This window comes from Haloimpatiens lingqiaonensis (assembly GCF_901447495.1).
In the GTDB taxonomy this organism is placed as follows: Bacteria; Bacillota; Clostridia; order Clostridiales; family Clostridiaceae; genus Haloimpatiens; species Haloimpatiens lingqiaonensis.
On record NZ_CABDWS010000004.1, the window covers coordinates 42385 to 57662 of the forward strand.

General features: G+C 30.2%; 15 protein-coding genes. 10 read left to right on the plus strand and 5 right to left on the minus strand.

Annotation, left to right across the window (positions count from 1 at the left end):
- Positions 1 to 116: 116 nt before the first annotated feature.
- Both FGK85_RS01545 and FGK85_RS01550 read left to right on the plus strand, forming a co-directional pair.
- Complete coding sequence (locus FGK85_RS01545; RefSeq protein WP_138203104.1) at positions 117 to 797, plus strand: ABC transporter ATP-binding protein; 681 nt, start codon at positions 117 to 119, stop codon at positions 795 to 797.
- A complete protein-coding gene (locus FGK85_RS01550; protein ID WP_138203106.1) occupies positions 797 to 3391 on the plus strand; it encodes an ABC transporter permease in 2595 nt (864 codons plus the stop codon). The genes FGK85_RS01545 and FGK85_RS01550 overlap by 1 nt, the downstream gene beginning before the upstream one ends.
- Before the next feature lie 60 nt (positions 3392 to 3451).
- Here the strand turns inward: FGK85_RS01550 and FGK85_RS01555 are convergent, their stop codons facing one another.
- Entirely contained in the window at positions 3452 to 4159 is a 708-nt protein-coding gene (locus tag FGK85_RS01555; protein WP_138203108.1) for a L,D-transpeptidase family protein, read from the minus strand.
- 238 nt (positions 4160 to 4397) lie between these two features.
- On the opposite strand from FGK85_RS01555, the gene FGK85_RS01560 reads away from it, so the two are divergent.
- The 4 genes from FGK85_RS01560 to FGK85_RS01575 all read left to right on the plus strand — a co-directional run bounded on the left by FGK85_RS01560 (position 4398) and on the right by FGK85_RS01575 (position 7978).
- Entirely contained in the window at positions 4398 to 4817 is a 420-nt protein-coding gene (locus FGK85_RS01560) for a HutP family protein (protein ID WP_138203110.1), read from the plus strand.
- Between the two features lie 458 nt (positions 4818 to 5275).
- Positions 5276 to 6292 carry an ABC transporter substrate-binding protein gene (locus FGK85_RS01565; protein ID WP_138203112.1) on the plus strand — a complete coding sequence of 339 codons (1017 nt, stop codon included), beginning with the start codon at positions 5276 to 5278 and terminating at the stop codon, positions 6290 to 6292.
- Positions 6292 to 7224 carry an ABC transporter permease gene (locus tag FGK85_RS01570; RefSeq protein ID WP_138203114.1) on the plus strand — a complete coding sequence of 311 codons (933 nt, stop codon included), beginning with the start codon at positions 6292 to 6294 and terminating at the stop codon, positions 7222 to 7224. The genes FGK85_RS01565 and FGK85_RS01570 overlap by 1 nt, the downstream gene beginning before the upstream one ends.
- Positions 7190 to 7978: an ABC transporter ATP-binding protein gene (locus FGK85_RS01575; protein ID WP_138203116.1), complete on the plus strand. Its 789-nt coding sequence runs from the start codon at positions 7190 to 7192 to the stop codon at positions 7976 to 7978. The genes FGK85_RS01570 and FGK85_RS01575 overlap by 35 nt, the downstream gene beginning before the upstream one ends.
- Before the next feature lie 169 nt (positions 7979 to 8147).
- Here the strand turns inward: FGK85_RS01575 and FGK85_RS01580 are convergent, their stop codons facing one another.
- Positions 8148 to 8654, minus strand: coding sequence for a QueT transporter family protein (locus FGK85_RS01580; RefSeq protein ID WP_138203118.1), 507 nt, complete (start codon positions 8652 to 8654; stop codon positions 8148 to 8150).
- 162 nt (positions 8655 to 8816) lie between these two features.
- On the opposite strand from FGK85_RS01580, the gene FGK85_RS01585 reads away from it, so the two are divergent.
- From FGK85_RS01585 to FGK85_RS01600, 4 genes are all read left to right on the plus strand, one after another.
- On the plus strand, positions 8817 to 9116 hold the full coding sequence (locus FGK85_RS01585; protein WP_138203120.1) for a hypothetical protein: 300 nt from the start codon (positions 8817 to 8819) through the stop codon (positions 9114 to 9116).
- Between the two features lie 244 nt (positions 9117 to 9360).
- A complete protein-coding gene (locus FGK85_RS01590; RefSeq protein ID WP_138203121.1) occupies positions 9361 to 10608 on the plus strand; it encodes a M16 family metallopeptidase in 1248 nt (415 codons plus the stop codon).
- Complete coding sequence (gene recX / locus FGK85_RS01595; protein WP_138203123.1) at positions 10608 to 11579, plus strand: recombination regulator RecX; 972 nt, start codon at positions 10608 to 10610, stop codon at positions 11577 to 11579. Before FGK85_RS01590 ends, recX begins: the two co-directional genes overlap by 1 nt.
- 146 nt (positions 11580 to 11725) lie before the next feature.
- Entirely contained in the window at positions 11726 to 12946 is a 1221-nt protein-coding gene (locus FGK85_RS01600; RefSeq protein WP_243122774.1) for a transglutaminase-like domain-containing protein, read from the plus strand.
- A gap of 301 nt (positions 12947 to 13247) precedes the next feature.
- On the opposite strand, the gene FGK85_RS01605 is transcribed toward FGK85_RS01600, so the two are convergent.
- The 3 genes from FGK85_RS01605 to FGK85_RS01615 all read right to left on the minus strand — a co-directional run bounded on the left by FGK85_RS01605 (position 13248) and on the right by FGK85_RS01615 (position 15262).
- Entirely contained in the window at positions 13248 to 13598 is a 351-nt protein-coding gene (locus tag FGK85_RS01605) for a tetratricopeptide repeat protein (protein ID WP_138203127.1), read from the minus strand.
- Between the two features lie 108 nt (positions 13599 to 13706).
- On the minus strand, positions 13707 to 14507 hold the full coding sequence (locus tag FGK85_RS01610) for an ABC transporter permease (RefSeq protein WP_138203129.1): 801 nt from the start codon (positions 14505 to 14507) through the stop codon (positions 13707 to 13709).
- Positions 14504 to 15262 carry an ABC transporter ATP-binding protein gene (locus FGK85_RS01615; RefSeq protein WP_138203131.1) on the minus strand — a complete coding sequence of 253 codons (759 nt, stop codon included), beginning with the start codon at positions 15260 to 15262 and terminating at the stop codon, positions 14504 to 14506. The genes FGK85_RS01610 and FGK85_RS01615 overlap by 4 nt, the downstream gene beginning before the upstream one ends.
- Positions 15263 to 15278: the final 16 nt, after the last annotated feature.

Below are 15278 nucleotides of genomic sequence, written 5' to 3' on the forward strand. Positions count from 1 at the left end.
CACAACATATTCCCTTTCTTACAAAATTGTAAGAAATAAATTCACTTATATGTAAGAAATGTCTGTTATCATAGAAGCATAAGGTTAAGAGAAAATAATGAGCAGGAGGAATATTCATGGAAATTTTAAAAACACAGGGTCTTACTAAGACCTATGGAAAAGGGGAAATAAAAGTAGAGGCCTTAAAAAATGCCAATATAACCATAAACAAGGGAGAATTTGTAGCAGTAGTAGGGGCTAGTGGTTCTGGAAAGAGTACTCTTCTTCATATGCTTGGGGGAGTAGATAAGCCAACAGAAGGAGAAATTATTATAGATGGGGTTAATATTTCTAAACTTAAAGAAGAGAAGCTAGCTATATTTAGAAGAAGGAAGGTTGGATTCATATTTCAGTTTTATAATTTAATACCTGTTTTAACAGCTGAGGAAAATATGATGATGCCACTTTTATTGGATTATAAAAGGCCAGATGAAAAGTATATGAATGAATTAATAGATATATTAGGATTAAGAGATAGATTGGATCACTTGCCATCAGAATTATCAGGGGGGCAGCAGCAGAGGGTGTCCATAGGAAGAGCATTAGCCTACAAGCCTTCTATAATACTTGCGGACGAGCCTACTGGAAATTTAGATAGTAAAAATTCTAAGGAAATTATAGAGCTTTTGAAATTTTCTGTAAGAAAATATAATCAAACCCTAATAATCATAACTCATGATTTAAATATAGCTTCCCAAGCAGATAGAATTATCCACATGGCAGATGGGGTTATAGTTAAAGATGAGGTGGTAAGGTAATGAAGAGTTATTTAGACATAACTAAAAGATATTTAAAAAATCAAAAGAAAAGAACCATATTGACCTCTGTTGGAATAATACTTTCAGTGGCTTTAATATGTGCAGTGGGAACGCTTTTAGTTAGTTTTAGGCAAAGTGAAATAGAATCTATAAAAAAGAATGAAGCTGATTATCATGTGATGTTTAAAGATGTAGGTTATGATGAGATTAATAAGATAAAAAATCATGTGGATACAGATAAAGTTGGTATTGTAGGAGAATTAGGAAAGAGTAAAATTTATCAAGCTACAAAACAAGAAGTTGAAGAAGAGGCAATGCCTCAATATAAATATATAGAAATTGAGGCAGTTGATAAGGAAGCATTAAATATGCTGCCTACTGAATTAAAAGAAGGAAGAATTCCTAAAAATTCAAATGAAATTGCTATTGAGGAGTGGGCTTTAGAGTATCTTCCAAAGGGGATAAAAGTGGGAGATAAGATAACTTTGGATTTGGGTGGATTTCTTGAAAAGAAAAATCCTTCAAAAGAAGAAGAGGGAGTTCCAATTGAAAGAGAGTATAGAGAAGGGGTTAAAAAAGATTTTATATTAACAGGTATAATAAGTGATAAATTTTATTCACAATACAATGAAAGAGCCAGGGGATTAACTTTTATTGATGATTACCAAAAGGATAAAAAGTACAATGCGTTTACACAAGTAAAGAAGAAAAAAGATGTTGAAAAATATGTAAAAGAGATTATGAGTAATTTAAAATTATCTAGTGATGAAAAAGAGGATGAAAAAGTAAATTATAATCACTATTTGTTGACATTAGAAGGAAGAAGCAAGGATAAAAATATTAATAAATCCATGTTTACCATAGTTGCTTTTATAGTTTCTATAATAATTGTATGTACTATCTTGGTTATATACAATATTTTTCAAATATCTGTTATAGAGAGGATAAAGCAATTTGGTATATTGAGATCTATGGGGGCTACACCTAAACAAATAAGAAAGATTGTTTTTAGGGAAGCATCGGTTTTAAGTTTAGTATCTATTCCTATAGGACTTATAAGTGGAATATTTGCTATGAAAATATTGTTTATAGTAATTAAGATGATTTTAGGAGATATGATAAATATAGAGTTTATAACAGTGGTATCACCTAAAGTATTGATAATAAGTTCATTAGTTGCATTGCTAACAGTGTATATATCATCAATTAAACCAGCTTTAACTGCTTCTAGAATATCGCCTCTAGAGGCTATAAGAAACAATTTAGGCAATAAAAAGGGAAAAGTAAGAAGGATAAAAAGTAATTTTCTTGTAAATAAGATATTTAAAGTAGAAGGTGAAATAGCCTATAAAAATATTAAATTAAATAGAAAAAGATTTATTGTAACCATAGGTTCTATGATTATAAGTATAGTTTTATTCATAGTATTTGGTAGCATGTTGGATTTTGGCGAAGAATTTAACAGTTTTAAAAAGCATTCTTATCAAGATTATACATTATCTATACAGGCGCCAACTAATAAGGGATTTTCAGATAAGGAATATGAAAAGGTAAAAAGTATAACTGGAGTGGATAAAGTATATAGATTATTTGAAGATAATAATTATTTTACAGAAGTTTCAAAAGAAAAAGTAAATAAAATTTATTTAAATAATAGACATGATCAAGAGGAAAAAGGAAAGAATGCTAAAGTATTTACAACATTTAAGGGATTTGATAATGAACAGTTAAAACTTTGTAAGGAAAAATTAGTTAGCGGAAAAATAGATGAAAAAATAATGAATGATGAAAGAGGAGTATTAGTAGTACAAAATTCAGTGGTATATGATGAAAAAGCTAAAAAAACTTCTATGATTAATATTACTGATTTTAAGGTTGGAGATGAAATAGAAATAGGAAAATATGGTGGAACCAATTCAAATAATACCAATAAGGTAAAGGTAGTTGGAATATTAAAAGAGAGTCCAATAGGTAAATTTGTGCCTGATGGAGGAATAGTTGTAATAACTACAGAAAAATTGTTTAAAGAAATTAAAAAAGACAATACTTATCATTCTATGGACATAATTTTAGATAAAAATGCTGATAGAGATAGTGTTACAAAAAGCCTTAAAGAATTTGTTAAAGCAGATAAAAGGGTGTCATTTATGGATACAAAGGAAATGCTGGAGAATATGAGAAAATCAGACTTGATAATGAAAATATTCTTATATGGTTTTATAACCGTAATAGCTTTAATAAGCAGCTTAAATATAGTCAATACTATAAGTACTAATTTAATGCTTAGAAAAAGAGAAATTGCAGCCTTAGAAGCCATAGGAATGACAGCAAAACAAGTGAAAAAGATGGTTTATTTAGAGGGAGTTCTTTATGGTATTATAAGTGCCATACTAGGATCTTTCATAGGAAGCGGCTTAAGTTATGCTCTAGGAAAAATGATAGGCAATATAAGAGGGTTCCAGTGGACAATACCTTGGAAATTCATAGGTATAGCTGCAGCAGGTGCTATGCTCATAGCTTTAATTTCATCTTATTTCCCTCTAAGACGTATAAAAAATGAAAGTTTAATTGAAAATATAAGGATGGAAGAATAACGGGGCTGTGGCATTAAAGAATTTAATTTTTAGTGCCACAGCCACTTATTGTTTTTTTAGTTATTCCTCAAGCTCTATGCCTAATTTTTTATAAAATGCAGCATTTATGATATTGGATATGGGAAGCTTATTGTCCTTTTGAAACTTATGGACTATTGCTTTCATTCTCTCACCGTAAACGCCATCAGGATTTCCATTATAGTATCCTTTTTCCTTTAAATATTTTTGAACTTCATACACATCGGAGCCTCTCATGCCAGGCTCTAAAGGCCTTAAATAGGAACCAAAATTTCCATAAGGACCACCATTTATTATAACTTTGGTGCCGTGAGGAGTTATTTTATAAAGCTCCTTAACATCGTTGTTTCTCATTCTTATACATCCATGGGAGGAACTCCAGCCTATGGAGCCTGGTTTATCAGTACCATGTATACCATATTTACCCCAGGGAACATTGAAACCCATCCAGCGCCCCCCAAAGCCTTCTCCCCAAGTATCTTTACTTATGATAGTCCAAGTACCTATGGGAGATGGGGTAGAGGGTTTACCGCCAGCTACTGTATAAGTTTTCAACAATTTATCCTTTTGAAAAACCCCTAAAGTATTAGCTTCTAAATCCACCACTATAACTATAGGTTTTTTAGACTCATAACCTTTTATATTTACCCCAGAAACTTTTTTAGAATTTTTCTTAAAAAATATAAAAAAAGATAAAACTATAATTAATATTATAATTATAAATACAAAATAACCTTTAAATCTCTTCACCCTTTAACACCCCCATATAATTATATGAGGTGTTAAAGAGTAAAATTATAATTAAATTAAGTTTGTAATATAAATTTTAAGTGAAATTTTGTTATTTATTTAAAGGTTATAAAATTACCATAGGATTTATTGTATTATTGGATTATAATATAAATTGAACTTTCGTAGTTGAAAAACATTATATAGTTTAAAATTTATGTACGAAATTTGATTAAAAAAGAATTGTGAGGTTGAATTTATGGATTTAGATAGTATGGATGTGGCAAAGGCAGCTATTGAAATGAGCATATCTAAAAGGGAAGAAGAAAAAGAGCTGGAAGATATATTTAGAAAAAAAGATATACTAACTACAGCTGTAAATATTGGTGGTAATATAAACAATACCATGTCTAAAATTATAGAGAGAGCTCTTGTAGCTTCTAAAAAGGGTGGTTTGATTCCAGAAAATTCTCATCTATATGACGGAGCCGTAATAGGTGCCACTAAGGAAGCACTAATTCAAGTGCTTCAAAAGGCTAGTGGATTGAATGTGGGCGGTAAAATTGGCATAGCAAGAAGTGGAGAACACTTATGTGTCACTATATTTATGAGTATAGGACTTTTGCATTTAAATGAAATAGCCATAGGACTTGGGCACAGAGCTATACCAAAAGAGTAGTAAAAATATATTATCAATGGTAGAGTTCAAAAATATAATATTGACAATTTTGAAACAATATTATAGAATAATAAACATAATTTTTAATTAAAAGGTCTTCACTTTAGCAGAAGCAAATGGATGAAGGATTAAATATAAAATTAGAATTGTAGCTCTCTCAGGAATAAATTCTTATTAGCCTGTGGAGAAAGTAGATTTTGTAGGATTAAATTAATATTGTAGGATTGTAGTATTGTAGGAGAATTTATTGTTTTATTAGAATTGTAATTAAACCGCTATAAAATTAATGTCACCATGAAATTAATGTGCAAATTAATGTTGCAGGTAGGTATGGTAAGGTGTAAAAATTGCAATTAAGCCCTTATAGTATAGGGTTTTGTTTGTATATGATAAATAAACTCTCTAATTCTAATAGAGAGTTTTTTTTATAAAAAAATTTATATTTGGAGGATGGTAGTATGGTAGGAAAGAAAAAACTTTCATGTCTTATGGCTTTTTTGGTGAGCCTGTCATTTTTAGGAGGATGCAAAAACATAGGCGCCTCTCAATCACAAAAAACTTTAAAGGATAAAAAGATTATAAACATTGGCATTTCTCAATTTGTGGAGCATCCAGCTTTGGAATCTGCTAGAAAGGGATTTATGGATGCATTGAAGTCCAAGGGATATGAGGAAAATAAGAATATCAAAGTGGATTTTCAAAATGCCCAAGGAGATATGGCAACAACTCAAACCATAGCACAAAATTTTGCGTCTAAAAATGAAGATTTAATCTTTGCAATTGCGACGCCTTGTGCACAATCAGCATTTAATGTTATAAAAGAAAAACCAATATTAATAACTGCAGTTACAGATCCTGTACAATCTGGATTAGTGAAATCTTTAGAGGTACCTTCAACAAATGTAACAGGTACTTCAGATAGCGTATCTATAGATAAACAGCTACAGCTTATAAAAGATATAATTCCAAGGGCAAAAACCATTGGGGTTGTATATAATACCAGTGAAAAAAATTCAGAGCTTCAAGTGAAAGATATTAAAAAAGCTGCAGAGAAATTTGGATTTAATATTAAAACATCAGGAGTAACTAATGTAAATGAAGTGGCTCAGTCGCTAAATTCAATAGTGGGAAAGATAGATGTATTATATGTTCCAACAGATAATACAATAGTTTCTTCTATGCCATTAGTGGTAAATGAATGTTATAAAAGAAATATACCTATTATAGGGGCGGAAAGCGCTCATGTTAAGGCAGGAGCTGTGGCTGCCAATGGAATAGATTATTATAAATTAGGTTTTCAAACAGGAATTATGGCAGTGGACATTATAAATGGTAAAAATGTAGAAGAAATGTCTATACAGACATCTAAAGATACTAGTACTGTAATAAATAAAGACGCATGTGAAAAACTTAATATCAGTATACCTAAAGAACTTGAAGAAAAGGCTCAGATAGTTACTGGGGGTGTACATTAATGGACTTTTTATTAAATATTTTGGAGCAGGGCATTATATTTGCCATGGCATCCATAGGTGTTTATATAACATATAAGATTTTAGATTTTCCAGATCTTTCTGTAGAGGGCACATTCCCTTTAGGAGCAGCCATAGCGGCAGTGGCAATACTTAAAGGCATGAATCCATTTGCAGCATGTGCGTTAGCTACATTAGGTGGAGTTATGGCAGGGGCTGTTACAGGCATACTTCATGTGAAATTTAAAATTACCAATCTTTTGTCTGGAATACTTGTGATGATATCTCTTTATTCCATAAATTTGAGGATAATGGAGAAATCTAATATACCTTTGTTTGGTCAAAAAACTATATTTAACTTATCGTTAGCACCTATATTTATAATTTTAATATTGTCAGGGGCAACTAAACTTATAGTGGATTTATTTTTAAAAACTAAATTGGGATTTATTTTGAGAGTTACAGGGGATAATGAACAATTAGTAACTTTGCTAGGGGTAAACAAGGATTTTATTAAGGTTGTAGGACTTATGATTTCTAATGGATTAGTGTCCCTATGTGGTGCTGTTACTGCTCAATATCAGGGATTTTCAGATGTAGGTATGGGTACAGGTATTGTGGTTATGGGACTAGCCTCAGTTATTATGGGAGAATCTATTTTAGAAAAATTTAATTTTGTAAAGGGAAGTACCATGGCAATACTTGGTGCAGTATTGTATAAAGGTGTAATAGCCTTGGCTTTAAAACTAGGACTTCCACCTACAGACTTAAAACTAATTACCGCTGTTATTGTAGTAATAGCTTTATCCCTTAATAATATAAGTTGTAGAAATTTTAGTTTAAGATTTGCAGGATTCAGCTTAATAAAGGCATTTAAGTGTAAAGAAGGAGGTGCTTCTAGTGCTTCAGATAAAAAATCTATACAAAGTGTTTAATAAGGGGACAGTTAATGAAAATGTATTATTTAATAATTTTAACTTAAAGGTAGAAGAGGGCGATTTTATAAGTATAATAGGCAGTAATGGGGCAGGTAAATCAACCCTTTTAAATATAGTGTCTGGAAATATAGATTTAACTGAAGGTTCCATAATATTAAATGGTTCGGAAATTTCTAGATTACCTGAATATAAAAGAACTAAGCAAATAGGCAGGGTATTTCAAAATCCTTCACTAGGTGTATCACCAAATATGACTATATTAGAGAACATGTCCATGGCGTATAATAAGGGAAAGAAATTTAATTTCTCCTTTGCTATAAATAAAAATAACATAAATATGTTTAAGGAAACTCTTTCAAAATTAAACATAGGTTTAGAAAACAAATTACACAATAAAGTAGGACTTTTATCTGGAGGTCAAAGACAAGCTCTTTCTCTTATAATGGCGGTAATGGCAAAGCCTAAACTTTTATTACTAGATGAGCACACTGCTGCTATAGACCCTAAAACCTCAGAGATAATAATGGATATAACAAGTGACATAGTAGAAAAAAATAAAATAACTACTTTAATGGTAACTCATAATTTAAATGATGCCATAAAAATGGGAAACAGGCTTATAATGATCCATAAGGGACAGGTGGTTATGGATATAAGGGGAAATGAAAAGAAAAATTTAACTGCAGATAAGCTTTTAGATGAATTTAAAAAACTTGAAAATGCCATAAGCGACAGTGTTTTGTTTGCATAAACACGGTATGGTATGTAGAATTAGGTGCTAGGTGCTGAAAAAAATTCAGCAAAGCTGAATTTTTTTCAGTATCTCTTACTTACAAATTAATTATAAAAACCCCTAGAGTTTTATCCTTAACTTTTACTTATTAACTCTTACTTATTAGTTCTTACCTCGTACTTAACTCTTACTTACCTATAAACTTTTTCAATACAGGATTCTTTTGAAAAACTTCTAATAGTGGAAGGCCCAATCCGTAGCAACAAAGGGCTTCACCCCAGGCAACTTCAAGGGATATAAGCCATAGTGGCATATCCGGTACATATAGATATTTTAGCATAAGACCTATAATTATTGCATTGGATATAACCGCTGGTAATGGTGCTAAAAGTTTATTGTATTTAAAATTAGTTTTACCTATATAATAGGTAGCTATAGCAGCGATTAATGTGGCAAAGGTTCCTAAAACCATGTCCACAGTGCCCACAGGGCTAATAATATTGGAAATTAAACATCCAATGGTTAGTCCAGGAATAGCATAGGGTGTTATGAAAGGTAAAACTGTAAGCCCTTCAGCAATTCTATATTGAACCACTCCAAAGGACATAAAAGATAATGATATGGTAAGCACTGCATAAATTGCAGCAATTACTGAGGCGAACACAAGGCCTCTTACTTTTTTTGATGAATTCATAATTATTAATACCTCCGTAGTTTTGTTTTTAGACAGGTCGCTACGAACTGTCCCGTATAAATTTAGCACAGAAAATCTTTCAAGTCAACTAGTAACAACAGTTCATATTATTACGCAAATTGAATATATATTATATATAAGAATGTAAAAGGAAAGATAGTAATGAATGGATATATTTTTATAGTTATGGCTTTTATAATAGAAAGTGTCTGGGAAACATTGAAAAATATTGTGGTTAAGGGAAAGGTATCAAAAGATAGAGTAGGTACTATCATTATAGCTTTGGTGGTAGTATTTGTGAGCAATATAGACATTATTGATTTTTTTGGTGTAAATATGAGATATGGAGTAGGTAAAATATTGACGGCAATTTTAATTTCTAGGGGATCTAATTTTACCCATGATCTTGTAAGTTTAATAAGTAATGAATATCAGTATAGAAAAAGCAATAATGTTGATTAAACTTCACCAAATAATATTTATACTATTATAATATGGCTAACTTTCATAAAATTGTGATAAAGTAAATTTAAAGAGCTCTGTTTATAATTGAATTAACCTTTAATATTAAAGGGCGGATTTCACTAAAACTTTTGGTGGCTCATCCCTTTTAATTTGAGTATATATAAATTATAATAGTTGTATCCTTACCTATTTGGTGAGGATTTTATTTAGAAGTATATAAAAAGGAGAATAGAGTTTAAGTATGAAGAAATATTTCGATACTAAGGAGACTATTTTTGATAATGGTCTAAAATTAATAAGTATAAAGAAAAATACTAGGATTGCCAGTGTTAATTTAGCAGTTAAAATAGGTTCACTATATGAAGAGGAAAAGGAAAGAGGATTAAGTCATTTCATAGAACATATGCTTTTTAAGGGCACTGATAATAGAAATAATGAACAATTAAATGATGAATTAGAGCAGTTAGGTGGAGAGTATAATGCCTATACTGATTATACAAGTACTGTTTATACAGTAACATCCCTTTGTGAGGAGTTACCTAAAGCTGTAGAGCTTTTATCTGATATGGCTATAAATTCTAACTTTGATAGAGAGGAATTAGAAAAGGAAAGAGGAGTTATATTAGCAGAAATAAGGACAAGCAACGATGATATAGAGGACTTTAGTTTTAGAGCTATAAATTATACGGCTTTTAAGCACAGTCCACTTAAATATGATACTATTGGTGAAGAAAAGACTGTAAAAAATTTTTCAAGAGAAAATCTTATAGATTACTATAAAAGCTATTATGTGCCAAATAATTGCTGTATAGTAGTGGTGTCTTCCTATGAGCACCAAGAAATAATAAATTTAGTGGGAAAATATTTTAACTGTTGGAGAAGGAAAAGTATAAAAAAGAAAGAAATAGTTATAGAGGAAAATAATCCCATAAGGGAGTTTGTAATTAAAAATGATATGGAACAAAGTACTATAATGTATTTGTACACTTTTCACCATTTAGAAAAAAATAAAGAATTAGTTTTAAAAATTTTAAACCATAGATTTGGTGAGAGTTCAAATTCCATATTATTTAGAGAATTAAGAGAAAAAAGAGGACTGGCATATGATGTGTATACTAATTTAGATTTGACCAAGGGAGTAAAAAATCTATACATATATACATCTGTAGCTAGAGAAGATGTGGATGAAGCATTAAAAATAATTGACTCATGTATAAATGATGTAAAAGAGGAAAAAATAATATTTGATGGTAAAGCTATAGATTTAATGAGAAAAATACTAAAGACATCTATAGCAGCAACTATAGAAGATTCCACTGCACTATGCTCCTATGTTTTAGGACAAGTTCTTGAAGAAGAGGATATTTATGAGTTTGAAAAACATATAGAAGAATTAAATAATATATCTAAAGAACACATATATGGAGTAGCCAGAGAAGTGTTTAATAATCCAACGGTGCAGGTTTTATTAAGCGAGGAGGAGAATTAGTGAATTCTGTAATAACAAAGATAGAAGTACAAAAAAGGGATAAAAATAGAGTTAATATATATATTAATGAAGAATTTGCCTTTGGATGTAATGCAGAATTAGTTTATACTTATGATTTAAAGAAAGGCAAGCAGGTAGATTTAGAATTTTTGAAATCTGTGGTGGAGGAAGATAACTATTTAAATGGCAAAAATTACTCTCTAAAGGTAATAGAAAAGACCTATAAAACAGAAAAAGAAATTAGGGATAAATTATATAAAAAGGAATATGGAGATAAGGTTGTAGATAGAATAATATGCTTTTTAAAAGAGTATAAATTTTTAGATGATAATAAATACACTGAAGCTTTTATAAAAGATCGCATGAATAAATACGGAAAGAATAAGATAAAATATGATCTTATAAAAAAGGGTATAGATGAAGATTCCATAATTGAAAAATTATATAGTATAAGCTGCCAAAATGAATATGAAAGAGCATATACATTGGGAGAGGGGAAGTTAAAAACCTTAATTAAAACAGAAAAAGAAGTGGAAAAAAATATATATAAAATATATAAAAAAATCTGCGATTTCTTAATAAGAAGAGGGTTTGATTATAATATGGTAAATAGTGTAATAGAACAATTGAGAAATTCAGAGATTTTAGATGGTTACAAAAATCTGCAAAAGGATAATGAAAAAGAAAATTTTAATAATGAACAATATAGAATTATAAAAGGTGAAAAGAATTTTAGTAAAGGGCTAGATGTATTTACAAATGAGGAAAGCTTTAATGAAGAACAGGATATAATTATAAAAGATGAGGAGGAAAGTTATCAAGAGCTTAAAGAATTGGCTTTAAAAAGATATAAAATAATATGTAAATCAGAAAGTGATGATATTAAGATATTTAGAAGATTATCTTCCTATTTAATGAGAAGAGGATATTCTTATGAGGAAATAAAAAAAGTATTAAGTGACATTGTTTAGGGGTTTTGTAAGTAATACTCCTTACTTTTTACCTTGTGTAGTGTAGAGCTTAGAATTTATATGCGAAAGTTGAGTGGTTAAGAATCAATATTAATAATATATATAGAATACTGCTTACTATAGCAGGCGGGATGGGAGGTTATAGAGTGTATAGGGAGTTTTTTCAAAATTTTATTAGGAATATTAACCCTATAAATATATTACTTCTTGCCATTTTTATATATCCTATTTTAAAAGGCTTCATAGTGAAATTTTCTTCAAAGAATTTAAAAAAAGATGTAAATGGTGTAGAAACAAATGTTTCTTTTTTAATATCCATAATTTTAGGTATATATTGGATGAAAAATATATTTTTTAATCACAATAAAGGAATATATAAAAGTATATATGAGCTTATTCCTAAGGAAGCTAAAATGTATGTTATGAGAAAGCCCATAGTGGTTTATTTAGTGGCAATTCCAATATCAGTATTTATTATCCACAATTTATTTATGTTTATAATTGTAGGAATAAATAAAATAACTGTTTATCCTATATTTGATGGCATAGAAAAGAAAATAAGGGAAAAGGGCAATGGAATTAGAAGAGTTTTAGGTGCAATATTTCAAATACCTAGAGCTATATGTTATGTTATATTTTTGACTTTCTTATTGAATTTTTTATCTATAGTAAATATAAAGCCTGGTTTAAACAGCTATTTGGCAGATTCCAAATACTATAACAGTATATGTAAGGCTATAGTAATACCTATAAATAGTTCTAAAGTTGCAAAAAAGCTTCCTAATATAGTTAATAATTCTTTTAAAATAGTTATAAAAGATGATAATAGTCCAGATGACAAAAAATACAACAGTTCAAATGTAAAAAATACTAGTAAGACAATAGTATATTATAATGGTATAACATTGGAGGAAGGAATAAAATCTAACGAGGATATAGATAATTTTGCCAGAAATTTAGTTGCTGGCTATGGTACTGATGAGAAAAAGGCTCAAAAAATTTATAACTGGATAGGAAAAAATATAGCTTATGATAATGAGAAGGCTGAAAAGGTGTTTAAGAATATATACGACATTAAGTCTGGAGCCATACCAACCTATTATACGAAAAAAGGCATATGTTTTGATTACTCTTGCTTATATGTGGCCATGTGCAGAGCAAACAACATTAAGGTTAGAATGATAACAGGCAGAGGCTTTAATGGAGTAAGTTGGGTTGGACATGCATGGAATCAAGTTTATCTGAAGGAAGAGGGCAGATGGATAAATGTAGATACCACTTTTGCTAAAGGTGGGGACTATTTTGATAGCAATAGATTTTCCATAGATCATGCAGATGCAAATGTGGCAGGAGAATGGCAAAATTAGTGGGCCAGTGGGCCAGTGGGCTAGAGTGCTAGAGTGCTAGAGGGCTAGGGGACCAGAGGTCCAGGGTGCTAGATATTAGAGTGCCAGCGATTAGGGGGCAGTTGATGGATTATTAAGGAAAATGAAAATTAGTTGATAGTTTCAAGGGATAAAACTGATCAACTAATTTTTTTATCCGATGACTACCTGCCGTAATACTCCCACTTCTAACAAAGTGTGAGTTAACGGCAGCTACGTCCCTGGATAACGATCTCTAACCTTCAGATGGAGTAAAAACTCCATTTGAAGCTAAGAGCTCTGTTTATTTTTTATATTGATTCAATATGAAATTTATGGCTTTTTCACAGTCGGTATCTTCAGGATTTAAGGCCCAGGCGGTATTAAAATATAGGAGAGCCTTTTGTTTGTTGTTTAACATTGAGTGGCAGTAGGCTAAATTAAAAAAATATTTACTTTGAGCATCTTTTTCTATGGCACAACATAAAAATGAAATGGCCTTATTATAATTTTTTAATTTAATAAGACATACTGCTACATTATATAAAGAAGAGGCTTCGTTGATTTTTTCATTAGCAGATTTTTTATACATATCTATGGCTTTTTTATAATTTTGGGTATGGTAGAGCTCATTACCCTTTTGAAAGTAGTTCATTAATATACCTCCTAGAATACTTTTGTAAAAAATCTATTTAAATTTTAGAATATTAGTTATTACATTAATATCCATGAGGTTATAAAAATATTCATTTGTTTACATAATTTAATAAATTTTCTTGTTGAGTTTTTTTTCAAAAATAGCTACCACTTCGTACATGGCATAAGCAAGAATGCATAAGATTATAATACTCATCATAACCATATCCAGTTGAGAAACTTGCCCACCATAAATTATTAAGAAGCCCAATCCTTCCTTAGCTACTAGAAATTCACCCATTATGACACCAACCCAGGATAGCCCTACATTTATTTTTAGGGAAGAAACTAAAGTTGGTACAGAAGCTGGAAGAATTAAATTTGTTAAAACTTGAAATTTAGTTCCGCCAAAGGTTTGGAGCAATTTGATTTTGTCTTCATCAATGGATTTAAAGCCTACCAATACATTTATTATGGTGACTATTATGGATATTAAAATTGCAATTACTATTATAGAACCATAGCCATTTCCAGCCCAAAATATAATTATAGGTGCAAGGGCAACTTTAGGCAGAGCATTTAAAACTACTAAATAGGGGTCTAGAACCTTGTAGGCAAAATCTGACCACCAGAGAAGAATAGCTATAAATGTTCCTAGTACGGTACTAAAGATAAAACCCAGTATAGTTTCGAGGCAAGTTACTCCCATGTGTTTAAACAAAGTACCTTCTTTAAATATTTTTATTAAACTAGTTACCATTCTAGAAGGGGTGCTGGTTAAAAAGGGATCAACCCATCTTAAATCACCAGCTATTTCCCAAAGGGCAAAAAAGAAAATTAGGATTAATATTCTTACAATTATAATTTTATGTTTTCTTTTTTTTACGGCTTGTATATATTTTTTGTGTTCATCACTGTATTCCATCATGAATTTAGCTCCTTCCATATAGTATTGAAGTAGTATCTAAAATTAGGTGCCTCCCTGCGTTTAAGAGGAGAATTATATTTTTCTTCGAATTCTACTGGAATAATTTCTTTAATTATTGCAGGTCGTTTGGATAGAATAAGTATTCTATCAGACATAGAAATAGCTTCTGATAAATCGTGAGTGACCATTATAGTAGTCTTTTTTTCTTTGTGTATTATTTTAAAAACCTCATCATTTAGATTTAACCTGGTTTGATAATCTATAGCTGAAAAAGGTTCATCTAGTATTAAAACTTCAGGATTAATGCTTAGAGTTCTTATAAGTGCTACCTTTTGCCTCATACCTCCAGAAAGTTGTTTTGGATGATGATGTCTAAATTCCCATAATCCATAGCTATGAAGAAGGTTTTCTACATTTTTTAGATTATCTTCTGTGATGTTTTTTTTAATTTTAAGACCTAAAATAACATTATCCCACACTGTTAGCCATTCAAATAAATTATCCTTTTGAAACATATAGCCTATTTGAGGTTTCGCTTTACTTATATACTTATTATTAATTAGTACATTTCCAGAAGAAGGGGGAAGAAGTCCGGATATTATGTTTAATAAGGTAGATTTACCACAACCAGAGGGACCTACTATACTTAGAAATTCTCCTTCTTCTATATTAAAACTTATATCTACTAAAGCACTAGTTTCATTTTCTAATGTATGATAATTCATGTATATATTTTGAATTTGCAATTTGCTCATTTATAACACCCCCTAC